Annotated in this window: 22 protein-coding genes and 1 pseudogene; 11 read left to right on the plus strand and 12 right to left on the minus strand. The window is 34.2% G+C overall.

What is annotated here, in order from left to right; translation table 11 throughout:
• Positions 1-337, plus strand: a 337-nt coding sequence (locus A3SG_RS0106105; RefSeq protein WP_016989139.1) for an IS66 family transposase, incomplete at its 5' end; no start/stop codon positions are given.
• Positions 338-367: 30 nt separating this feature from the next.
• Here A3SG_RS0106105 and A3SG_RS0106110 read toward each other — a convergent pair.
• From A3SG_RS0106110 to A3SG_RS0106145, 7 genes are all read right to left on the minus strand, one after another.
• The gene (locus tag A3SG_RS0106110) at positions 368-670 is read right to left on the minus strand and encodes a bestrophin family ion channel (RefSeq protein ID WP_016989140.1); all 303 of its coding nucleotides are present in this window, start codon (positions 668-670) and stop codon (positions 368-370) included.
• A 355-nt stretch (positions 671-1,025) separates the two neighbouring features.
• Positions 1,026-1,382: an STAS/SEC14 domain-containing protein gene (locus A3SG_RS0106120; protein ID WP_016989142.1), complete on the minus strand. Its 357-nt coding sequence runs from the start codon at positions 1,380-1,382 to the stop codon at positions 1,026-1,028.
• Between the two features lie 45 nt (positions 1,383-1,427).
• On the minus strand, positions 1,428-1,841 hold the full coding sequence (locus tag A3SG_RS0106125; protein ID WP_016989143.1) for a Fur family transcriptional regulator: 414 nt from the start codon (positions 1,839-1,841) through the stop codon (positions 1,428-1,430).
• 3 nt (positions 1,842-1,844) lie between these two features.
• A complete protein-coding gene (locus A3SG_RS0106130; protein ID WP_016989144.1) occupies positions 1,845-2,183 on the minus strand; it encodes a P-II family nitrogen regulator in 339 nt (112 codons plus the stop codon).
• 204 nt (positions 2,184-2,387) lie between these two features.
• The gene (locus A3SG_RS0106135; protein WP_016989145.1) at positions 2,388-3,626 is read right to left on the minus strand and encodes an efflux RND transporter periplasmic adaptor subunit; all 1,239 of its coding nucleotides are present in this window, start codon (positions 3,624-3,626) and stop codon (positions 2,388-2,390) included.
• Positions 3,627-3,637: 11 nt separating this feature from the next.
• On the minus strand, positions 3,638-8,050 hold the full coding sequence (locus A3SG_RS0106140; RefSeq protein WP_016989146.1) for a CusA/CzcA family heavy metal efflux RND transporter: 4,413 nt from the start codon (positions 8,048-8,050) through the stop codon (positions 3,638-3,640).
• A gap of 122 nt (positions 8,051-8,172) precedes the next feature.
• The gene (locus A3SG_RS0106145; RefSeq protein ID WP_232226286.1) at positions 8,173-8,565 is read right to left on the minus strand and encodes a hypothetical protein; all 393 of its coding nucleotides are present in this window, start codon (positions 8,563-8,565) and stop codon (positions 8,173-8,175) included.
• Positions 8,566-8,795: 230 nt separating this feature from the next.
• On the opposite strand from A3SG_RS0106145, the pseudogene A3SG_RS19235 reads away from it, so the two are divergent.
• Positions 8,796-9,460, plus strand: a pseudogene (locus A3SG_RS19235) (IS6 family transposase).
• A gap of 125 nt (positions 9,461-9,585) precedes the next feature.
• Here A3SG_RS19235 and A3SG_RS0106160 read toward each other — a convergent pair.
• Complete coding sequence (locus A3SG_RS0106160) at positions 9,586-10,056, minus strand: JAB domain-containing protein (protein WP_016989150.1); 471 nt, start codon at positions 10,054-10,056, stop codon at positions 9,586-9,588.
• A 588-nt stretch (positions 10,057-10,644) separates the two neighbouring features.
• On the opposite strand from A3SG_RS0106160, the gene A3SG_RS0106165 reads away from it, so the two are divergent.
• The 9 genes from A3SG_RS0106165 (at position 10,645) to A3SG_RS0106210 (ending at position 21,306) form a co-directional block, all read left to right on the plus strand.
• Positions 10,645-12,207: a type I restriction-modification system subunit M gene (locus A3SG_RS0106165; protein ID WP_016989151.1), complete on the plus strand. Its 1,563-nt coding sequence runs from the start codon at positions 10,645-10,647 to the stop codon at positions 12,205-12,207.
• Between the two features lie 10 nt (positions 12,208-12,217).
• Positions 12,218-13,228, plus strand: coding sequence for a virulence RhuM family protein (locus A3SG_RS0106170; protein WP_016989152.1), 1,011 nt, complete (start codon positions 12,218-12,220; stop codon positions 13,226-13,228).
• Positions 13,229-13,230: 2 nt separating this feature from the next.
• Complete coding sequence (locus A3SG_RS0106175; RefSeq protein ID WP_016989153.1) at positions 13,231-14,478, plus strand: restriction endonuclease subunit S; 1,248 nt, start codon at positions 13,231-13,233, stop codon at positions 14,476-14,478.
• Between the two features lie 48 nt (positions 14,479-14,526).
• Entirely contained in the window at positions 14,527-15,033 is a 507-nt protein-coding gene (locus A3SG_RS0106180) for a hypothetical protein (RefSeq protein ID WP_016989154.1), read from the plus strand.
• Between the two features lie 2 nt (positions 15,034-15,035).
• Complete coding sequence (locus A3SG_RS20720) at positions 15,036-15,503, plus strand: transcriptional regulator (RefSeq protein ID WP_016989155.1); 468 nt, start codon at positions 15,036-15,038, stop codon at positions 15,501-15,503.
• Complete coding sequence (locus A3SG_RS0106190) at positions 15,503-15,934, plus strand: hypothetical protein (protein WP_016989156.1); 432 nt, start codon at positions 15,503-15,505, stop codon at positions 15,932-15,934. The genes A3SG_RS20720 and A3SG_RS0106190 overlap by 1 nt, the downstream gene beginning before the upstream one ends.
• 33 nt (positions 15,935-15,967) lie before the next feature.
• On the plus strand, positions 15,968-18,841 hold the full coding sequence (locus A3SG_RS0106195) for a type I restriction endonuclease subunit R (RefSeq protein ID WP_016989157.1): 2,874 nt from the start codon (positions 15,968-15,970) through the stop codon (positions 18,839-18,841).
• A 169-nt stretch (positions 18,842-19,010) separates the two neighbouring features.
• The gene (locus tag A3SG_RS0106205; protein WP_016989159.1) at positions 19,011-20,315 is read left to right on the plus strand and encodes an AAA family ATPase; all 1,305 of its coding nucleotides are present in this window, start codon (positions 19,011-19,013) and stop codon (positions 20,313-20,315) included.
• Positions 20,299-21,306 carry a hypothetical protein gene (locus A3SG_RS0106210; protein WP_016989160.1) on the plus strand — a complete coding sequence of 336 codons (1,008 nt, stop codon included), beginning with the start codon at positions 20,299-20,301 and terminating at the stop codon, positions 21,304-21,306. The genes A3SG_RS0106205 and A3SG_RS0106210 overlap by 17 nt, the downstream gene beginning before the upstream one ends.
• A gap of 318 nt (positions 21,307-21,624) precedes the next feature.
• On the opposite strand, the gene A3SG_RS0106220 is transcribed toward A3SG_RS0106210, so the two are convergent.
• From A3SG_RS0106220 to A3SG_RS0106235, 4 genes are all read right to left on the minus strand, one after another.
• Positions 21,625-22,548 (minus strand): HipA domain-containing protein, encoded by a 924-nt coding sequence (locus A3SG_RS0106220; protein WP_016989162.1) that lies wholly within the window; start codon positions 22,546-22,548, stop codon positions 21,625-21,627.
• Positions 22,541-22,855 carry a HipA N-terminal domain-containing protein gene (locus tag A3SG_RS0106225; protein WP_016989163.1) on the minus strand — a complete coding sequence of 105 codons (315 nt, stop codon included), beginning with the start codon at positions 22,853-22,855 and terminating at the stop codon, positions 22,541-22,543. Before A3SG_RS0106225 ends, A3SG_RS0106220 begins: the two co-directional genes overlap by 8 nt.
• Positions 22,856-22,857: 2 nt before the next feature.
• The gene (locus A3SG_RS0106230) at positions 22,858-23,067 is read right to left on the minus strand and encodes a type II toxin-antitoxin system Y4mF family antitoxin (protein ID WP_016989164.1); all 210 of its coding nucleotides are present in this window, start codon (positions 23,065-23,067) and stop codon (positions 22,858-22,860) included.
• A 257-nt stretch (positions 23,068-23,324) separates the two neighbouring features.
• A complete protein-coding gene (locus A3SG_RS0106235; protein WP_016989165.1) occupies positions 23,325-23,807 on the minus strand; it encodes a tyrosine-type recombinase/integrase in 483 nt (160 codons plus the stop codon).
• Between the last annotated feature and the right edge of the window lie 97 nt (positions 23,808-23,904).

Consider the following 23,904-nt stretch of genomic DNA (forward strand, 5'->3'; position numbering starts at 1 on the left):
CCAAATTAGTAAAGCCCTTGCATACTCTCAAACAAGATGGGATAATTTATCGGCGTACCTACTAGATGGTAACTTGCAAATAGATAATAATCTGGTGGAAAATGCAATCAGACCAGTGGCCCTAGGTAGAAAGAATTATCTTTTTGCCGGATCGCACGATGCTGCTCAAAGAGCGGCTATGGCCTATACCTTTTTTTCTAACTGCAAAAAGCATAACGTAAATCCTTTTGAGTGGCTAAAATATACCCTTGAGAATATCCAATCTATAAACCACAAGAATATTAACGACCTGTATCCCCACAATTACAAGCGGCTAGCGGAATCTAAATCATTGTAACATTACGCTCCTATCATTAATCTTATTGAACTAAACAATATGTAGTTGCTCGGGTGGATACTGTCGTACAAGGGTGCGCGAGTCATTGACTATAGCACCCCAAATGATACGAGTCTCCCACCAGCGATCATAGGCCTGATTGGTTCGAAAACCTAAAAGGAGGGCAACGGCTGTACCAAAAACACCTGTCAGTCCAATAGGGATAGAAATTTTGGATAAAAAGCCATACTGATCCATAAAGCCAACTAAAATAGCGTAACAAGCTATAAATAGTATGTCAAACTTAATGGTATTCAAAAAATCAAATATTGAAATACGTTTATTTAAAAGCATAATTAAAATTATTATAATTGTTTGTTTAACAATAAAATCATCAAAGAAAAAAAGTATTTTTCATCTAGGGTATGTAACTCAAATTCATTTCCTATTTTTTTGAATAATAGAATAAATAAATATAACTCCATCCTAACTAAAATATAGTTTCAATAAAATCTGATTCCTATGAGTTAAGCTCATGAATGCGAATAAAGTTAGATGTTTTTTAGGTATCTATTTTTCAGTAACACAGCCTGAGCAAAATTTAGCATCTTCTACTAATAAATGTTTTAAAAATCCCATAATATTTCATTTTAAATTTATTTCTTGTTATTTGAAAATTTCAAAGCAACATCAATGATTCCATTTTTTATTAACTTTCAATCCATTCTTGTGATTTGCCTTTTTGATTTATATCAAAGTATTTTATCTCGGCATTGGTAAAAGGCTCCATAAACCGTGCTATCCATTCCTGCCACTTTTCTTTGCAAACTATTGCAATTTTCTCATACTCTTTTTCGTGGGCTGCATCCATTTTTAAGTCTTCCCAAAAGCCATTGATACTCCAGCCCTCAAAATCTTGCATCTCAAAATACCATCGGATTTTTAATCCTTTATCAAGAATTGTATGTATAATGGGGTGGACTTTTTCGATATCTTTTTGATGTAATTCCCCAATTGCAATTGTTGTGATTATATTCTCTTTTTTAATATCTATTATTTGTAACATCTCGATAAAATTAAATATATTATACTTGCAACGGAAGTGCAATAATTACCCACTACACTTGCCACAAATACCCTTAACAACTAGGTTTACATCTTCTGCAATAAAGCCTTCTGGTAAATTTATATGTGGAATTTTATGTTCTGTTAAACAAACGGTCTCATTACAGATTTTACAATGGAAATGTAAATGGAGGTCTTGCTCCAGTTCACAATTGCAATTTTGTTCACATATAGCATATTTAGTTGTACCTGTGCCATCGTCTATTTTATGGACAATGCCATTTATTTCAAAGGTCTTTAGTGTTCTATACAAAGTGGTTCTTTCAGAATTGTCGAAATATTCCTCTATGTGCGTAAGGCTTACTGCTACTTTCTTTTGAAAGAGAAATTTTAAGACTAACAACCGCATTGCTGTTGGCCTTACATTTTTAATTTCTAATAATTTATCTAAATTATCCATTTTTCAAAAAGTATTGCGTTTCAAGGATTCTCCCGTTTTAATTTGGAAGGCATCTTCAATGTTGGAAACGTATAGGATTCCATCTCCAGGCTCAGTGGTTTTACCATTCTCCAAAATTAGCTCAATTGCGGCTTGGGCTTCTTCGTTTTGACAGACTAGTTCCAATTTTATTATGGGACTGTCCGTAACATGAAAGTCCAATGAAGGTCGCGCTCCCGTTGCCTTAAATGCACCGGTACCTTCAGATTGTGATAGGGTCATACTCTTAAACCCATTAGTGATAAGGGCATCGATTACTTTTTGTATTCTGTTTGGTTTTATGAATGCTTTTATTTCTTTCATCTGTTAGAATTTTATTGTTTGTTATCTTTCTGATATAATTGGACATTAGCTATCTTGTTTGGTACCGCGATTTGTTCGGGGTCGTTTTATATGTTAAGACTTTTAAATATTGATTTTTATTTTGGTATTGAACCGAGTTTGCATGATAAACTTTAATTAAAAGTAGAAAGAAGTCAAACTCAGCTTTAAAACCGCTATTGTTTATTAATCATTGTGTTCTAATTCGCCTTTTACCATTTCTGATGAAAGGACGTATGCACCTTTGGTAACCACTTTAGCGGCCTGATTAACATCAGCAGGAAGACTCACTTCCACAAATCCCAAATCGGTCACGCCAACAGTTACAGGTATCATTTTAAACTTCATTTTTTTTCCTTGCTTTTCTTCATCTTCATCCAAAATGAAAATGAAGGACTGTTCACCGTTTTGGATAATGGCTGCTTGGGGAACTGCAAATGCGGATTTTTCTCCCTGTACGATTCTGCCTTGAACATACATTCCGGGAAGAAGATTTTTATCCTTATTCTTTATATCGGCAAGAACCTCTATCGCTTTTGGATCTGTCTCGAATGTTTTACCTACTGAACGCACAGTAGCTTTCAACAATTCATCAGGTCGGGAAGCTGTGGAAAAATAAATTTCCTGTCCTTTTTGAATTTGTCTAATGTCTTTTTCATATACTTTAAAGTTGAGATAGATCTTAGAATTGTCGCTTATCGAGAACATCTTTGATTGTGTACCCACATAATCTCCCAAGCTAATCATTACTTCATCCACATAACCACTTATTGGCGTTGTGATAGCCACCGCCGAATATATCTTCCCTTCTGCAACTTTTGTGGGATTAATGCCTAATAAACGCAGTTTAGCTTTTAGACCATTGACACTAGACGTGGTGGAACGGAATTTTGATTGCGCCATTTGGAAATCTTTTCCTGAAGAAACCCCTTTATCGTATAGGGTTTGCTTACGCTCAAAATCCTGTTTCAAAAAGACAAGTTCATTATTCTTTTCTTGAAATTCCTGTTGCATAGCAATGATATCGGGATGTTCAATATATGCCAAAACTTGGCCTTTGCTCACATTGTTACCTGGTATCACCTTAATTGAGCTAACGTTACCTCCTACAAAAGGACTTATGTTTGCTTTGTCCTGCGGGAACAATTCTAAGGTTCCCGTCACTTTTATGCTGTTGCCTAAATTCCGTTTTTCTAGCGTTATCACCTCGAGACCTATTATTTCGGCCTGTTGCTGCGTGATTTCCACGACATCTTTTTCACCTTTGTGTCCGCTATTTTCTTCAACGTGGGAATCCTCTGCTTTTTCAGTGTTTTTAGAATTTGTTTTCTTATGTCCCGATTCTCCCTTAGACTTTTCATTGCAGGAAGCGAACACTAAAGTCAAGGCTAAAAATATTGTTATTGCTATTGCTTTATTTTTCATTTCTTTTTATATTATAAATTCCCCAATTGGTACTTTACCTCAATGGTCTGTTGGTTGTATTGATTGATATATTGTAAATGTGTTTGTTTAATCTTAATTGCACTATTGAGGATTGTGATATAGTTTACATAATCTATTTCACCTTCCTTGGACGCTAACTGTGCAGTGGTTATCTGCTCCTCGGCCAAACGCAAGGCACCTTCTTCGTAATATCGTAATATCTTCTGCGTCTTTTCAATGGATTTGAGTAATTGCGAAATACGGCTTGCGGTAATTGCCTTTTGTTCTAAATACTGGTTTTCTGCAACCATCGCATCTGCCTTGGCTGCCTTTACTCTTGCTTTTTGTGGAAATAACCAGAGTGGAATCGTAATGCCAGCCTGATAAGCAGAAAACCCAGAAACGTCATTGTACTTTAGATTATCATAGCTAAGGCTAAATTTGGGTAAAAACTGTGATTTCTCTACACTAATATTTGCTTTGCTAACTTCCACATTTTGAAGAGAATATTGTAATATGGGATTTTCTGCTAAAGAAGTTGAATCTATCAATGCACTAGTATATAGTGGTTTATAAGTATCTGAAATAGTTTCAATGTAGCCGTCAGTTCCTAAATATTGTCTTAGAGCACGTTTGGCAATTTCAATATCGTCGTTTGCCTGTTGTCGAAGTACCTGAATTTGCTGGTATTCCGTAGAAGCGGAAATGAATTCTAATTTACCTGTTTCTCCCGTAGTATAACGTAGTTGTGCAGCGGTCTTAAAATTAGCATACACACTATCCAATTGTTCCGCAAAAAGCAGTTGAGCCTTATTGTAATTTATCTGGTCGTAAGTCTGCATCACATTTCGAACTAGCTGTTGTTCATTTAACGCATAGAATTTTTCGCCTAAAGCAATACGTTGTTTGTAAAACTTCGATTTTGAAAAACCCGAAAGCAAATCAATATTTCCCTGTTGTATCCCAAAGGTACGCAGTGTTCCTTGTTGCAGGCCTTGGTCTTGCATACCAGTATATAAAGAGGTACTACCCAAGTCAAAACTTGTGCCTTTCATAGCCTGTTCCCGTTCTATTAACGCTTGACTTTCTTTAAGAGAAGGGTAATTTTGCTTTGCCATTGCAATAGCTTCTTCCAATGTAATAGTCTTTGAAAGTGCATTGCCCTGCTTTATTTCCTGTGCAAAGCTGTTTCCAGAAGTGAACACACCTCCTAACAAAACAAGTATAGTAACTACTGTCGTGCTTTTATTGATGTAGCTCACATCTCCACCATTACCTTTTTTCTCTTTACGTGCTTCTAGCAAATAATAAAGAACCGGAAGAATGACTAAGGTTAAAAATGTTGCGGTAAGGAGTCCACCAATGACTACCGTTGCCAAAGGACGTTGTACTTCGGCACCTCCAGAGGTCGAAACCGCCATTGGTATAAAGCCCATGATAGCTGCTGTTGCCGTAAGTAAAATTGGTCGCAAACGTTCGTGTGTAGCTTCGTATATTCTGTCTTTTAGATTAGTCATTCCACTTTCCTTTAGTTCGTTGAATTTATTTATGAGGACCAATCCATTCAGTACTGCAACGCCAAAGAGGACAATAAACCCGACGCCCGCAGAAATACTGAAAGGCATACCACGTATCCATAAAGCGAATACACCACCTATGGCTGCCAATGGTACTGCCATATAAATCATTATGGATTGTGAAAATGAATTGAGTGCGAAGTAGAGTAATATAAATATTAAGAACAATGCTATTGGTACCACAATCATTAAGCGGTCTGTAGCTCGTTGTAAATTTTCGAACGAACCACCGTAAGTTACGTAGTAACCAGGGGGTAATTTAACTTCGGTTTCCAGTTTTTGCTGAATCTCTTCAACCATCGACTTGACATCACGTCCACGTACATTCACACCAACCGAAATACGACGGTAGGTATTGTCCCTTGAAATTTGCATTGGACCAGGTTTGTAACTAATGTCAGCTACTTCCTTTAAAGGCACTTGTGCGCCATTTGGTAAATCTATATATAGATTTTTAAGGCTGTTAATATCTGTTCTAAATTCCTTTGCCAAACGCATAACCACATCAAAGCGTTTTTCACCTTCAAAAATGACACTTGCCTTTTCTCCTGCAAAGGCTGCACTCACATAATCATTTAGTTTGTCAACGGTTACGCCGTATTGTGCCATCTTTGCACGGTTGTATACCACGGTCATTTGTGGCAAGCCACTGGTGGCTTCCACATTTAAGTCTGCTGCACCGGGAACGGTTCTGATGACTGCTGCAATTTCCTGAATCTTAGCTGCTAGAACCTCCAAGTCCTCTCCGTATAATTTTATTGCGACATCTTCCCGAACGCCTGTAAGCAATTCATTAAAGCGAAGCTCAACAGGTTGCGTAAATACAAAATTAACTCCCGGAATCACAGAAACTTTCTCTTTAATTTTTTCTACAAGTTCTGCCTTGCTATCTGCCGAGGTCCATTTGCTTTTATCTTTTTCCAGAATGATATAGCTGTCAGCAATATCCATAGGCATCGGGTCTGTGGGGATTTCGGCAACCCCAATTCTGGATATCATTGTTTTGACCTCGGGAAACTGATTCACGATATTTTGAAGTTTTTTTGATGTTTCAATAGATTCGGTAAGACTGCTACCCGGTTTTATCAACGCCTGCATTGCGATATCTCCCTCATCAAATTTTGGAATAAATTCGCCTCCCATAGTGCTAAAAATAAAGCCTGCAATCAATAATAAAGCTACCGCAGCAGAAATAACAACTACTTTAAATCGAAGTGCAAAGATTAGCAATGGTAGATACGCGCGATTGAGGCCGTTCATAATTTTATCGCTGAGCCTATCAATCTTATTTTCAAATTTGGCGAACCAACTGTTTTGATTTTTTGTAGGTTTTAAAAATAATGCCGAAATCATAGGAACATAAGTAAGACAAAGGATAATAGCCCCTAAAACTGCAAAACCGAAAGTAAACGCCATTGGACGGAACATTTTTCCTTCAACCCCTGTTAAGAATAAAATGGGGGTAAAAACTATTAAAATGATTAATTGTCCAAAAAAGGCTGAATTCATCATTTTACTGGCGGAATCGTAGGCGATTTCATCCATTTCCTTTTGGTCAATGGCTGCGGAGGTTTTTTTGATCCGCTGATGGATATGGAATACCATTCCTTCCACAATAATGACAGCACCATCCACAATAATCCCGAAGTCAATCGCACCTAAGGACATCAAGTTTGCCCAAACTCCAAATTGTTTCATCAAAATAAAGGCAAACAATAGTGATAATGGAATTACTGAAGCTGTTATCAATCCGCCACGGAAACTTCCTAGAAGAAGCACTAAAACAAATATTACAATCAATGAGCCTTCAACAAGGTTTTTTTCGACGGTACTTGTTGTTCTATCAATTAGATCGCTTCTACTTAAAAAAGTATCGATATATACACCTTCCGGAAGGGATTTTTGAATTTCGGCTATCCGAGTTTCTACATTTTTAACTACTTCGCCTGGACTTTCTCCTTTCAGCATTAAAATTTGTCCGCCTACGGACTCATGACCATCTTGGGTGAAAGCACCATAACGCACTTTACTGCCATAACCTACTTTCTCGGCCACATCACGTATCAATACAGGAGTACCATTCTGTGTGGTTACTACAGTATTTTCTAGGTCGGCGATGCTACGAGCTAAACCTTCACCACGAATAAAGTTAGCTTGATGGTTTTTTTCGATATAAGCTCCACCCGTATTTGCATTGTTAACTTTCAGGGCTTCAAAGACCTGATTCATTGTAATACCAAAACTTTTGAGTTTATTGGGATTTATGGCTACTTCATATTGCTTCACATAGCCTCCAAAGGCATTGACCTCCACAACTCCAGGCACTAATGCCATTTGACGTTTTACAATCCAATCCTGGATGGTACGAAGCTCCATTGCGTCATATTTACCTTCGTAGCCTTTCTTTACTTTTAATGAGTATTGGTAAATTTCGCCCAATCCTGTAGTGATGGGTGCCATAAAGGGTTTTCCAAATCCATTAGGAATCTCTTCACTAACTTCCGCAAGTTTTTCTTGTACCAGTTGTCTCGGTAGATAAGTTCCAGCTTCGTCTTTAAAAACAATGGTTACTACGGAAAGACCAAAACGTGAAACGGAACGCAGCTCAATAACATCGGGCAAATTTGCCATTGCTAATTCCACAGGATAGGTTACGAATTGCTCAATATCTTCCGTTCCTAAATTAGGGGTAGTAGTTATAACTTGTACTTGGTTGTTTGTAATATCGGGCACAGAACCCAAGTTTATAGTGAACATAGAGTAAATACCTGTGCCGATAAGTGCCACTATAAAGAGTCCAATAATAAATTTATTATTAATGGAAAATGAAATGATTTTGTTAATCATATAATGTGATTTAATTCAGTTTAAATGATGAGTTTACGCAAGAGCGCAAGCTAAAATTGAAGCGATGCTTATTTTTAAAAGCATGACTTTAGGATATAGTTATCCATTAAAAAAAAACTGAATTAAACCTTTGGTGGTTGAAAAGAGGATTCCAGATATCTGGAATTGAAATTGAGAAAATATCGAGTAAATTTTTTATCATTTACAAACTTTAATTGATCAATTAGATCTGTATTGAGGTTTGCGATAAATAATACAGCACGACAACATTGATGATGGGAGTGAACAGGCATATTCTCCTTATCTGGATTGTTATGATGACCTGTATTCGTTCCATCATTATCGATATAATCTTCTACTACATATTCAAAAAAAGAGTCACCATATATCTTATGATCTTGATAATGGGCAATAAAGTTTGAAATTTCCTGAATTGGATTACATATATCCATATCTGCGCTAATCCCTTGAAAAAGGAATAGAATAGACATTGATATGGAAATTAGTGCTTTCATAATAGAGTGCAAAGATAGAATAATTTTTGTGCAACACTGTTGCAAAGTTCAAGTTTAGTATGTCCATCGAAATACTATTCGATGGACATACTAAGCTAATCTGCAGCTTAAATTGAGAATAAAATCTACTATAGGTTGGTATTGTTTCTGGTCTTTAAACAATTCGCTTCATTGTGGTTCTGTCGCGTCTGTATAGTAACTATTATCTTTAGAACTTCAAAATATATTAAATGAATACCAAAGGTCATTGTTATCCCAAAGCTATTATTCTTCAGGCCGTTTATTTCAAATTAAGATTTACATTGATTTACAGGGATGTTGAGGAAATAATGAAAATGCGTGGAATAGCATTTGATCATGCTATGATTTAGCGTTAGGTGTTAAAATTTGCACCTTTGATTGAATCACAAATCAAAAAGCGAAAGAACAGAGTAGGCGCCAGCTGGCGAATTGATGAAACTTATATAAAGGTAAAAGGTATCTGGTGTTACTCATATCGAGCTGTTGATAAGTTGGGTAATACGGTGGATTTTCTTCTTACCAAAAGAAGACAAAGAATGAGTGCGCAGCCATTCCTAATTAACCAATAAATAATAATTGCCGACCAACGGTAATAAATATAGACAAAAGCGGCTCTAACATCAGCGCAATAAGGGTTTACAACAAACGATCATTTTCGAATATAAAGATTAGGCAATGTAAATACCTCAATAATATTGTTGAGCAGGATCATCGTTTTATAAAATGGAGGATACAAAACGGTTTGGGTTTTAAAAGTTTTGAGTCCGCCAAAAGAACCTCAGGAGGAATTGAAGTGTTACACATGTTGAGAAAGAATCAGATGCTTAAGCCAGGCACAAGTATGTTCAAATCATTTTGCAAATTGGCTGCATAATTTTCGGGTCGCTGATTTCTCTTGGATTTTTATGGCAGATGCGACAGAACCTTTTGTCGAAATTTAAAGCTCTTTAAAATAGGAACGCTTACCAAAATCTGATACGTATGTTATAATAAAAGGGGCTATAAAGCCCCTTCATCTGTAAATGAATAATAGTTCTCTGGAGTAATAATTAAATGATCTAATAATTGGATATCAAGAATCTTACTGGCTGCTTTAACCTTAGCAGTAATTTGTTTGTCAGCTTCCGAGGCGATTAGTTTACCTGAGGGATGGTTGTGAATCATGATGATCCCAGTGGCATTGGCTTTTAGGGCTGCGGCAAATATCAATCTTACATCAACTACGGTTCCAGTGATACCTCCTGATGATATTTCATAAGCACCTAGTACTTTGTTGCTGTTGTTTAATAATAAGATTTTAAATTCTTCAAAGAATTCAATGGTATTGGGATTCCAAATCTGTAATGCAATTTGATAAGCAGATTTAGAGGATGTGATTAGAGGACGTTCTGCTGCTTTTACTCTTGATTTGTAATGCAATTGGATTTCTGAAACAGTTCCCCAATTTGGATTTTTAGCATGATTTTCCATGATTTCTATAATTAAAGATTAATAATAGAACTCGAAAGGTCATGGGCGAGCGAGTGCAAAAAGCAACGCAATAAAGTAAGGGGAACCCGAGTATTTATGGGGGAATTTTTTGCTAGCGAACCGAAGCCCATTACCTAACTTTGTTGTAGTATTTGTCGAAGGTTAGTCTCTTAGGACTGGAACTATTTGCTCAAGTGTCGTTTGTTGTATATTCCATTTTATGATGACGACTGACTTTAAAGTATTTAATAAGAATTGTATGGTTCTAATGACATGATTTAAAGGTGTACAGTTATAGGCTTACTATTGATTCGTTCTCAAAATCAGTTGAATAGAAAATAAAGTGGCCAGTGTCATTATTTATTATAAAACACCTTTACTACAGCTTAAGGACTATTCGTATTAATTTTAAAAATATCACCAAAACTAGGTATTGCCTAACTCTACAAAAATGCGTTTATTTACAAGTCAACTAAGAAAGAAAAATAAGACGTGGTAGAGCATTTTAAATTTAGCCTTTTTACAAAGCGTTACCTTTTCAATTATACTACCTTAGAACTCTTAAACAAATTTGATTAATTACAATTAATGGCAGCCGAACAAAAACAAAAATTAGAACAACAACTCTGGAACATCGCAAACACCCTTCGTGGTAAAATGGATGCCGACGATTTTAGAGATTACATATTAGGTTTCATTTTCTACAAGTACTTGAGTACTAAAATGGATTTGTATGCCAACCAAATACTACAACCAGACGGACTAACTTTTCAGGAGATTGAAGGACATGCTGATGAAGCCTTGCTACTGCAGGAAGTAAAACAACTTGCCATTGATAAATTAGGCTTTTTCTTAGAACCGTCAGAGCTGTTTTCTGAATTGGCGCATAGAGGAAATGCCGGTGGAAAAAACAATTTCATTCTAGGCGACCTTGCCAAAGTACTGACTCACATTGAGCAAAGTACCATGGGTTCAGAGAGTGAAGAAGATTTTGGAAACTTATTTTCCGACTTGGATTTAACCTCTCACAAATTAGGGAAGTCGGAAAGTGATAAAAACGAATTGATCGTTAAAGTTCTGACACATCTGGATGAAATTGATTTTGATCTAGAGAATACAGATAGCGACGTTCTTGGTGATGCTTACGAATACCTTATTGGTCAGTTTGCTAGTGGAGCAGGAAAGAAAGCGGGTGAATTTTATACCCCGCAACAAGTAAGCAGCGTTTTGGCTCAACTAGTAACGGTAGGCAAAGACAAATTAAAGAGTGTTTACGATCCTACTTGTGGTTCTGGTTCTTTGCTGTTACGTGTTGCCAAAGAAGTAAAAGACGTAAGCGCTTTTTACGGACAGGAAATGAATCCTACGACCTACAACCTTTGTCGTATGAACATGATCATGCACGATGTGCATTACAAACGTTTTGATATCAAGAATGAAGATACCTTAGAACGCCCACAGCATATTGACCAACGTTTTGAAGCTATCGTTGCTAATCCGCCTTTCTCGGCCAACTGGAGTGCAAGCCCACTTTTTATGACGGATGAGCGTTTCTCGGCTTATGGTAAACTAGCACCTAGCAGTAAGGCCGATTTTGCCTTTGTACAACACATGGTGCACCAATTGGCCGACAACGGAACCATGGCTATCGTTTTGCCCCACGGCGTTTTGTTTCGTGGTGGTGCCGAAGGTCATATTCGTAAATACCTAATCGAAGACAAAAATTACCTCGATGCCGTGATTGGCCTTCCCGCCAATATATTTTACGGAACTTCGATTCCTACTTGTATTTTGGTATTGAAAAAAACACGCCAAAACCCCGATGATGTTTTATTTATAGACGCCAGCCAACATTTTGAGAAGATCAAAACCCAAAATGTATTGCTAGACGAACACATTGACAAAATCATAAATACCTACAGCAACCGCCTTGAAGAAGATAAATACAGCCGTATTGCCGCACTAAATTTCATGGCGTCGCAGGATTACAACCTGAATATCCCTCGTTATGTGGATACCTTTGAAGCCGAAGACAGGATCGATATTAATGCTGTTGCAAAAGAAATAAAAGCATTAGACACGCAAATAGAGGCCACGGATAAAACCATTGAAGCTTTTTGTGCAGAACTGAATATTTCAACTCCTTTTTAGATAGTAAAATATGAAAGAAGAACAAGAAATTATTATTTATAATACAGAAGACGGAAAAGCATCAGTAGCTCTTTTTGCTAAGGAAGGAGATGTCTGGATGAATCAAATTCAATTAGCAGAACTTTTTGACACCTCTAAACAAAATATAAGCTTACATATTATAAATATCTTGAAAGAAAAGGAGTTAGAAGCGATTTCAGTTGTCAAGGATTACTTGACAACTGCCGTTGACGGTAAAAATTATAACATTACTTTCTATTCCCTTGAAATGATTCTTGCTGTCGGTTTTAGGGTTCGAAGTAAAAGAGGAACGCAATTTCGCCAATGGGCAAATCAAAACCTAAGAGAATATATGGTCAAGGGTTTTATCATGGATGATGAACGCCTGAAGAACCCAAACGGCAGGACAGATCATTTTGATGAGTTATTAGCTCGTATACGTGATATTAGAGCCTCCGAAAAAAGGTTCTATCAAAAAGTGCGTGATTTATTTTCTTTAAGTAGCGATTACGATAAAACAGATAAAGCAACACAAATGTTTTTTGCCGAAACGCAAAACAAATTATTATACGCCATAACAGGGAATACCGCTGCCGAAATCGTCATTACTCGTGCTAATCCAAAACAACCCAATATGAATTTAACCAATTGGAAAGGTGCAGTAGTACGAAAGCAAGATATTTATACCGCAAAAAACTATTTGACCACTGACGAAATAGATAGTTTAAATCGTTTTGTGGTGGTGTTTCTAGAAACGGCTGAATTAAGAGCTAAAAACAAACAGGATATTACGATGAATTTTTGGAAAACCAATGTAGATCGTATTATTGAGTTTAATGATAAAAAAGTATTGAACCATCTGGGCAAAGTAACTCATGCGCAAATGGAGAAAAAAGTAGATGCTATTTATGAAAAATTCAATACCCAAAGAAAACAATTCGATGTCCAAAAAGCAGATGAGCAAGATTTGGAAGAACTAAAACAACTGGAAAACCAAATAAAAAACAAACCCAAAAAATAACCATGGAAAAACTACTACCACAATTGCGCTTTCCTGAGTTTACGTCGGAATGGGAAGAGAAGTCCTTTAAAGATATTGTAAAAATTAATCAAGGGTTGCAAATACCAATTTCAGAAAGACTTACCGACCAAATAGAAAACTCATATTTTTATATTACAAATGAATTTTTAAAAGCTAATTCTGAAAAAAAATATTTTGTAAAAAACCCAAACCAATCAGTTGTTTGTAAAAAGGAAGATATTTTAATGACTCGAACTGGTAATACTGGTATGGTTGTAACTAATGTTGAAGGTGTATTTCATAACAATTTCTTTAAAGTTGCATATCCTGAATATATTGATAAAACATACTTATATAATTTTCTGAAACTTGATGGAACTCAGAATTTGATAAAAAAATTAGCTGGAACTTCAACAATACCAGACTTAAATCATTCTGATTTTTATAGAATTGAATTGCAATATCCATCCCTTCCCGAACAAACCAAAATCGCTTCTTTCCTAACTGAAGTCGATAAAAAACTAACCGCCTTAAAACAAAATAAAATCCTTTTAGAGCAATACAAAAAAGGCGTGATGCAGCAATTTTTCTCGCAAGGACTCCGCTTTAAAGACGATGATGGAAATGACTTTGCGGATTGGGAAGAGAAAAAGTTAGGGGAGGTTTATAATTTTAAAGTAACAAATTCATTTTCAAGAGAAAACTTGAATTACGATAATGGTGATGTTAAAAATATTCATTACGGTGATATTCATACTAAATTTCAATCTAATTTTAATATTTCAAATGAAATTGTACCATACATAAATCCTGAAATTTCAATTCAAAGGATTTCCGAGGATAATTATTGTAAGGAAGGTGATTTAGTTTTCGCTGATGCTTCTGAAGATTATGCAGATATAGGGAAGTGTATTGAAATAATAAATTTAAATAATGAAAGAACTTTAGCTGGTTTACATACTTTATTGGCAAGACCAGATTTATCTAAAATTTCAATTGGATTTGGAAATCGTTTAATGAAATCCGAAAAAATAAGGAATCACATTATGAAAATTGCACAGGGTTCGAAAGTCCTTAGTATTTCAATAGGAAGAATGTCGGATTTATTATTAGAATTCCCATCATTACCAGAACAAACCAAAATCGCAAATTTTCTGTCTGCAATCGATGAAAAAATCAATCATTGCCAAGAACAAATAGACCAAACCACGATTTGGAAAAAAGGGTTGTTGCAGCAACTATTTGTGTAATTAAAATTGTTAATAAGAATACAAATAATAAACCTATAAGTTGATTATATGAAAATAGATGCTATATTTGCACCATCATTATTTACTTTCCACTACTCTGGAGAAGTAGACAATGAGTATGATCGTCTAATGGATCATTGGACAGATGTTAGCTATCTTAGAAAATATGCAAAAGAAAATGCCGTAGTAAACATCAATCAATTTGTAAAAGACAGACTAAAAGATGCGGAACAAATACAAGATGTATTAGAAGAAATCACAATAAATAATCAACCTTTAGAATTTTATTTCAGAACACTTTTTGATACAGAATCAGGGATTAAGACACTTTCTTTACAAAAAGGAAAAATTATAAAAAATGGAATTAGAATCTATGCCATTAAAATTGACACCAATTGTTTTGTCATTACAGGTGGCGCCATAAAGATGACTCAAACTATGCAAGATCATCCTGATTCAAATAATGAATTAACAAAAATTAAGACAGCAAAAGAATATTTACAGGAGCACTCCATATTTGATACTGATTCTTTTTACGAACTTATAAACGAATAAAAATGAGTAATATAGAAAAATTAACCGCATTGGTTTCTTCAAAAAACACCAATACAGTTGCCAAAAATAAAGATAGAATTAAAAATAGAGCGATGTTGAGAGAGTCTCAAAATATTGCTTTAAAAGTTCTGGATCGTTTGGACGATTTAAATTGGACTCAAAAAAAATTGGCAGAAAAGTTAGAAGTAAGTCCGCAGCAAGTGACCAAAATAGTAAAAGGCCAAGAAAATCTTACCTTGGAAACTCAAATAAAACTTCAAGACATTTTAAAAATTCCAATTTTAGCCTCGTATTATGATACTATTGAAGAAAAAAATAGCGCGGAAATTGTAAAAACGACAACTGAAAGATACTTTGCTCCAAAACCAAAATTCAAACTAGCCGATAAAATTTTGCTGGCTAAAAAAGAATTTAAAATGGAGTACAATCCTATTTCTGAAAAGTATAACTATTTCGAACAAACTGCATAATGGAAAATGAATCTATCGGCTTTGCTTTAGTAGCAATTAAAACGGAACAATTTGCTTTATTTGAAGAGAAATATTCATCAAAAAAGGAATTGAATATTACAACCTCATTAGAATTTAAAATTAATGAGGAGCAAAAATTAATTGGTGTTTTTGCTACTTTTACTTTTGAACAATCAAAAAAAATATTTATTAAAATACAAGTAAGCTGTCATTTTAATATTGAACCAAATACTTGGACGTCATTTCTAAAAGACAACAATGTGGTTTTTCCAAAAAACTTCATTTGTCATTTAACCATGTTAACTATTGGAACTTCAAGAGGAATTCTTCACGCTAAAACAGAAGGTACCGAATTTAATAAATTTATTCTCCCAACTATTAATGTGAATCAGTTAGTTGAAAAAGATGCTGAGTTTATTATCAATATATAGGAAAGGTGTTCTAACAATTATTCTTATTAAATTATGAGTCATCAATCTGAAGCACAATTAGAAAACAATCTAATCAAGCAATTACTGGGTTTGGGTTATACATCCGTAAGAATTCGAGATGGAGACGCTTTAGTCTCTAATCTAAAAAGCCAACTGGAATTGTTTAACCAAACTAGCTTCAGTACTAAGGAGTTTGATGCTGTTTTGAATCATCTCGCCAAAGGCAATGTGTTTGAAAAAGCCAAAACCCTACGTGACCGTTTTCAGTTAACTAAAGAAGATGGTACTTCGTTTTATGTTCGTTTTTTTAATAGTGAAACTACAACGGAAAATCTTTATCAAGTAACCAATCAAATTAGTCTGGAAGGAAGCTACAAGAATCGCTTTGATGTCACACTTTTGATTAATGGTCTGCCTTTGGTACAAATAGAACTCAAACGTTCCGGTACCGAAATCAAAGAAGCCTTTAACCAAATCAATCGCTATCAAAAACATTCGTTCTGGAGCAATCACGGTTTGTTTCAATTCGTGCAACTCTTTGTGATTAGCAATAGTGTAGATACGAAGTATTTGGCCAATAATAAATTACAATCGGTCAAACAGACCTTCTTTTGGGCTGATGCCAATAACAAAAATATTACCGAATTAATAGAATTTGCAGCAGCATTTTTAAATCCAAACCATTTGGGCAAAATCATAGCGCATTATATTGTCATCAATGAGACGCACAAAGTCATGATGATTTTGCGTCCGTACCAGTATTTCGCTACCGAAGCTATAATTCATCAGGTTAAACATTCTAGCGATAACGCTTATATTTGGCACACCACGGGTTCGGGGAAAACCTTAACCTCTTTCAAAGCGAGCCAGATTGTGATGGATTTGCCAGAAGTGCATAAAGTGGTATTTGTAGTCGATAGAAAAGATTTGGATTTCCAAACGATGAATGAATTCAACGCCTTCAAGAAAGACAGCGTTGATGTGACTGACAATACACAATCCCTAGTAAAACAACTGACGGATAATACAAAATTAGTCTTAACTACGATTCAGAAATTAAACAGTGCTGTTTCAGACCGTTTCAAAAATAGCCTTGAAGCGCTAAGACACCAGAAAATTATTTTCATTTTTGATGAATGTCATCGCTCACAATTCGGGGAAACCCACGAACGCATTACCAAGTTTTTTGATAAAAGTCAGTTGATTGGTTTTACTGGTACACCCATTTTTGCCGAAAATGCTTCTAAAAATGAATTCGGAAAGCGCACCACCAAAGATTTATTTGGTAATTGCCTGCATAAATATGTAATTACTGATGCTATTAAAGATCAAAATGTATTGCGTTTCGGTATAGAATATATCGGAAAATACAAGAACAAAAGCAATACTTTTATTGATATTGAAGTCGAAGAAATCGACAAACAAGAAGTGCTGGATTCACCCAAACGGATTGAGAAAATTGTCGATTACATTATAGCCTACCACGATCAGAAAACGTTCAGCAAACAGTATTCGGCTTTGTTGACTGTGAGTAGTATTGACAATGCCATACAGTATTATGATTTCTTTCAACAAAAGAAAGAAGCAGGAGAACACGATTTGCGCATAGCGACCATTTTTACCTATGGTGCCAATGAAGATTCAGACGAAGCACAAGATTTTTTACCAGGAGATTATGATTTTGATGTAGCAGCCGAACCCAAAACAAGTTATAAATCAAGCCACAGTCGAGACAAATTAGAAAGCTATATTGGACATTACAATAAAATGTACAAAGGAAGTTTTACGACCAAAGATCCCAAATTATTTGAATCGTATTTCAAAGATATTAGCCGACGTTTGAAAGAACGAGAGAAAGAAAACTTTAATGATGCCACAGACCGTTTAGATATTGTCATTGTGGTTAACATGATGCTTACTGGTTTTGACGCCAAGAAAGTAAATACCTTGTATGTAGATAAAAATCTAAAGCAACACGGCTTAATTCAAGCGTTTTCAAGAACAAACAGAATACTAGGAGAACAGAAGTCACAAGGGAACATTCTGTCCTTTAGAAACCTCAAAAAAGCTACCGATGATGCAATTACTTTGTTTTCGAACAAAGACGCCATAGACGTAGTCACGATTCCCGACTATGAAAAAATAGCCGAAAAATTTGCCGAAGCCTTGAAAGCATTGCGTGAAATCACACCCACATACCAAAGCGTAAATGATTTGAAAGATGAAGAAGCGCAAGCTTTATTTGTGCAAGCCTTCCGGAAATTGATGCGTAACATGAATGTCTTACAATCCTACACTGATTTTGATTGGGAGGATTTAGAAATTGAGCAACAAGAATTTGAAGATTACAAAGGAAAGTATTTGGACTTGTACGAAAAGGTGAAGCAAGACACCCAAGTACAGAAAACTTCGATCCTAGATGATATTGATTTTGAATTGGAGTTGATACACCGGGATAAAATAGGAGTGGCTTATATCCTGAAATTATTGGCGCAATTGAAAGGCGCCAACACCTCGGAAGCCAAAGCCCAAAGAAAAGCCATATTGGATTTATTAGGTGGCGACATCAAACTGAGAAGCAAACGAGAATTGATTCAGAAATTCATTGACGAAAACATGCCGCACATCAAAGACGACGATGCCATAGAAGAGGAGTTTGAGAAATTCTGGCAAGAGCAAAAAGTATTGGCTTTAGGAAAACTCTGCGAAGAAGAACACCTGGACAAAGCCCAGTTCAAAGCCTTAATCGATGCGTACATCTACAGCGGCCGAGAACCCATAAAAGATGAAGTTTTTCAATGCTTAGACAATAGACCAAGCATATTGCAAGCTAGAGTAATAGGGGATAGGATCATTGCAAAGATGAAGGAATTTGTGGAGCTGTTTGAGAAGGGAATGGTGGCTTAGGAGGGGATAGTGAAATGTTGTTGCAGGTTTGTGGTATAAAAAGAAAGCGGTTAAGAAGGAAAAAGTGGTTAAGGGGAAGAAAGGAAATGTGTTTCAGGAGCCTGGAGAGAAATATGGGTATGGTGAATTGTTTGGGGAGTAATATTATACGAATAGTTAAAGTTTTAAAATGAGATTAAAATATATTAAAATAAATAGTGATTACTTAATTTTCAAAAAGGGAGAGGTGTTTAACTTTAATTTGAATGAAGGTTCAATAGAGAATAATATAAATCAAAAATTTAATGTTATCACAGGTAGTAATGGATCTGGAAAGACTTTGCTAATGAGCATGCTAAGTAATTTTTTTCATAATATTGATAGATTTCACGAAAGAACAAATTTTGACATTGAAATATTTTATGAAATAAAGTATGCTGAATCAACAAAACAAGTTACCATCAATTCTAATGCAGGCAAATATTATATTTCTATAGAAGATGAATTTGAGAATGCAAAAATTTTACCAAACATATATTATAGACGATATAATATTATCCCATTAGACGAAAAACTTTATAACGAAAAAAATCAAACACATTTTATTCTTATTAAAGGATACCTACCAAAATCTATAGTACTCTCTATCTTTTCAATTCATGGGGAATATCCTAATAATCGTCATCGACAGTATATAGGTGACAAGATGCTCAGAGTTTATGATATTTCAAAATTATATGGAACAAATCATTTTGGATTGCCAACTATAACTCGAGGCATATCTAGATTCTTAAAATTAATGTTTACAGATGATAGATCAGATTTCTTCGAAACCTTAAAATCTTTAGGTTTTGAATTCAACAATCATGTTTTAATTAATTATGATTCTCAACTTGAATGGAAGCATGTAGATAATTCAAATTTTCAAAAAATAGTATCATTAAGTGAGGCTGGTGAAGCCTATTTAAATGATTTGCAGTTTATACGTAATGAAAAAATAATTGATTTTTCCAACATGAGTACAGGTGAAAAAATGCTCATTTATCGAATTATATCTATCCTATCAGAGATTGAAGATGATTCTTTAGTAATTGTTGAAGAACCCGAAATGCATTTAGATTTTTCATGGAATAGACAGTTAATTTCATTATTCGATACTGCTTTTAAGGCATACAATGCCCATATTATTTTTATTACTCACAATCCTTACTTAATAAATTCATTAAATAAGAATCAAGTTTTATTTTTAAAGAACGGAACTCAAAATGAAATTCAATCAAATACTTTTCAATTGGGTATTGAAGAGCTTTTTATAGAAATGTTTGATGATAAGTTCTCATTAAATACAAGTGAGCTTAATGTAATAGAAAAGATCAGTAAGACTGATAATTTAGACGTTATTCAGAAAATCTATGATAATTTGGGTAATTCAATATACAAATATTTAGCCTTTCAAAAAATTCAAAAACTAAAAGGAGATGTGGAAGGTAAGTAATACCAGAAACAAAGTAATTTTAGATAAATTTCATTCTAAAATTATAGTACCTCTTTTTGATTTTATTATAAAATTAAAAGAGAATTCATATAACAGAGTTAATTTTGAAGATTTTGAACAGGAAATTTTAAAATTATTAGATCCTCTTTTTCCAAAAAATATATTCAAAATAAAACATAACGAAAAAGAGTGTTACAAATTAATTCTAGACCTTTTGAATTCTAAAACGTTGAATGAACTAAAGGAACAAAAAATAATGTTTGAAAGTCAAAATAGTAGCATCGATGCTGGTAATTATTCTCTAACACATGAAAATGTACCTGACGAATTTTATAGAATTTTTTCTAATATTTTATACTCTAAATGTTTTGATGACGATGCTTGTTGGGAATATATTCAAACAGGCTTTAAATATAAGAGGACTGATTTTCACAATAATTTCAAAACTGAAAATAGAAATAGAACTATTTGTAGTCTATGCGATACAGATACTGTAATTGCAAAAAGTAATGGTATAGTGGAACATTTTTTACCCAGAAATAGATTTCCCTACCTTTCTATGAATGCAAATAATCTGATCACATCTTGCAATGCTTGCAATTTAGGAGAAGAAGGAAAAGGTGCTGGTTCAGTAAATCCAATATGGTCGCCTTTTAGTAGACAAATTGGAGATAATATAATTTATAATATAGAAATAGATAAGATAACAATCACTCCTAGAGAAGGAAACATTGCAATAGATAATTATCTTGATTTATTGAAATTAAATAACCGATTTTCAACTAAATCTGTATATAATTCATCAATTGTTAGATTGAACGCTGAAATATCATCTCACCAACAGTTATCCAAATTAATTTCAGTTGATAATTTATTATCATATTTCACTAATAATTTAGAATCGAGAAAAAATGAAGGTTCTTATTTTTTTAAGAAAAATTACTTTGGAGATAATTACAAGGAATATATGGAGGAATTGACAACTTTATAAATTAAGCAATATAGAAAACAAATTATTTTTAATAATTAATTCAAGGAAAAAAGTATTTGAAAGCAGAATACATGATGTAGTTGACCTAGAAATGAAGCTATGAACTCGCAACCTTTTTTATGTTGAATGGTCAAGAGCAAAATAAAATTTAGCTGTTTTAATGTTATCTAAAATTGATGAAGCAGCGTTAATTAATATCAAGAGTTGGTTTGGCGAAGGTAATGTAGTTGACGTACAAGATTTTTTAGATGCCTAAATTCTTCAGTTGAGTAAAAGCGATTATAATTATTATATAAATCATCTTTGATACATAAATTATTAAAATAACGCTATTCTACTTTCCAACAACTCCAAATACTTCTCTTTCATTTCATGTGAGAGAAAAGAAATATCAAGCAGCTCCTTCCATTTAGGAGTTGCTTTTTTCATTTGATCTAGAATTGTAGCTATTGTTTTTTCGTTGAGTTGCAATCTTTCTTTGGCGTAATAATCTATAAAATCAGAAGCTTTTAAGTTGCTCTTTTTTCCTTTCAAGGGGAGTGCAATTTCTTCATTGGGATTTTTAATCGCTATTGTAGAATTCAGAAAGTCATAAATAGGAGCGAGGGTTGTTTTACCATTTTTGGTGATTAACGAAAAGTTTTTCAAGTGCATGTCTTCATTTCCAGTTACAAAACAAAAAAGAATTCTTTTAAAAAAGTCTGCTTTCTCAATGGCAGGAAAAGAACAAAATTCATCCAGTACCGGAATCAGTTTTTCCATGGTAAAACGGTATTTGGTATCTCTTGTATTAGCCGTTAATTGTGCAAAATCTTCGGTTGCCCATTTTTTTCCTTTACCGTGACGATCAAAACGTTTAATGAAATAAGATAAACTTCCATCTTTTCCGTACAACATGCCATGAAAAGGAACGTCTAAACCAAATGCTTTTGCCATTCGCATGGTTACGTCCTCATTTTCGGGCAATTGTGGGAATAAATCATTTTGCGGTTTGATGATATAGGTACCAAACTGGTCTACAATTTTAAACTCTTGATCTACAATGGAAACCGCTGCACTAAGTTTTGGTTGTACCCCTTGAATGGATAGTTTTTTGGCTCTATTAGCCGCTTCTTGTCGAAGTTCTACAGCAGTGTAGGGCAAATCATTTAAGTGCGTCAATTTCGGGGCGATAAGACGCATTCCTTTTACGCTGTATTTATCTGTTCCGCACAGTTCGTAAGTAATAGGACATCTATTCATTTTCTAATGCTTTAACCGTTACAGATCCTACTAAATCATTTCCTGTAGCAATGAGTTGAGAGAAGTAATCTTTTTTGTCAATTTTGCCAATGCGCAACAATCCTTCTAGCATCACACCTTCGGGTAATAATCCTTCAAAAAATGAAGGAAAGGAGTTGTAACTGTATTTTTTATGTATTGTAGGCATAGTCAAAGAAACCGATTCACCATTATAATCAAGATCATATTCAAAATGATACTCTTTATTCGTAATCTCGGACAAGATTCCAGCTCTATTGCCGTGAACCAATACTATTGCTTGTCTCATGTTTATTTATTTAGGGGGCTGATGAATTCTACTTTTATATTCAATACCTTAAGTACTGCAAGCAGATTATTAAAGCGTATCGTTTCTTTGTTCTTTTCAATATCAAAAACAGTAGTTTTTCCTACTCCTGCAAGGTTTGCCAACTCCAGTTGGGTAAGTCCAGCTTCTTTTCGATGGTCTTTTATCAAAGTTCCTAAATTGAAATCATTCATTTTATACTGTTTAGACGGTAAAAATACGGTATTTATTTAATGTATTAAATATTTTAATAGAAAATAAGTCGATATTACTGTTATTGCAGTATATTTAAGTAATAAATGATAGTTTCTACTTATGAAAAGTAAGAAAGATGTGAAATTGCTGATATAGCGGTAATAATCATATATATATGCGGTGATTAGCAACAATTACCACCGCATTTTCTTGATGTAAACAAACTTGTTATAAAACAGTTTACTACATTATGTATCTAACTTTTTTTGAAATATTTGGAATTTTCAAATACATCATCAATGATTTTATCTAGTTTCTTATTTGGTAATTTATTAAGGTAGGCCTGTGTAGTTCTAATGTCCGTATGACCAAGCATTTCACTAATAACATCGATAGGAATGTTTTCAAATTTTAAAAATGTCGCAAATGTATGTCGAGCAGTGTAAAAAGTGATATGCTTGCTAATTTTTAAAATTTCCATCATTTCTTTCAGTGCTGGATTTATTTTTCCGAGTAATTTATGACTACGGTATTTAATCTGTTTTATAGTCATATTTTCATTTAGTAAAAGAGGAAACAGATAAGAGTTCATCGATTTTTGATTATAAACTTCCAGTATTTTAAGGGAATGATTTTGTAGTTTAAAATCCAAGTGTACTCCAGTTTTAGTTCTTATATAGGATAGTCTACCATCGTACAAATTTGAGTTGTTTAATTTTAACAAGTCTATAAAATTCATTCCTCTTCAATAAAAACTAAATAGATACATGTCTTTTGCAAATTGATTATTTTTATTTGAGCTAAAATCTTTCTTTGGCGTAATAGTCAATACAATC

Source organism: Flavobacterium sp. ACAM 123, assembly GCF_000264055.1.
Lineage (GTDB): Bacteria > Bacteroidota > Bacteroidia > Flavobacteriales > Flavobacteriaceae > Flavobacterium.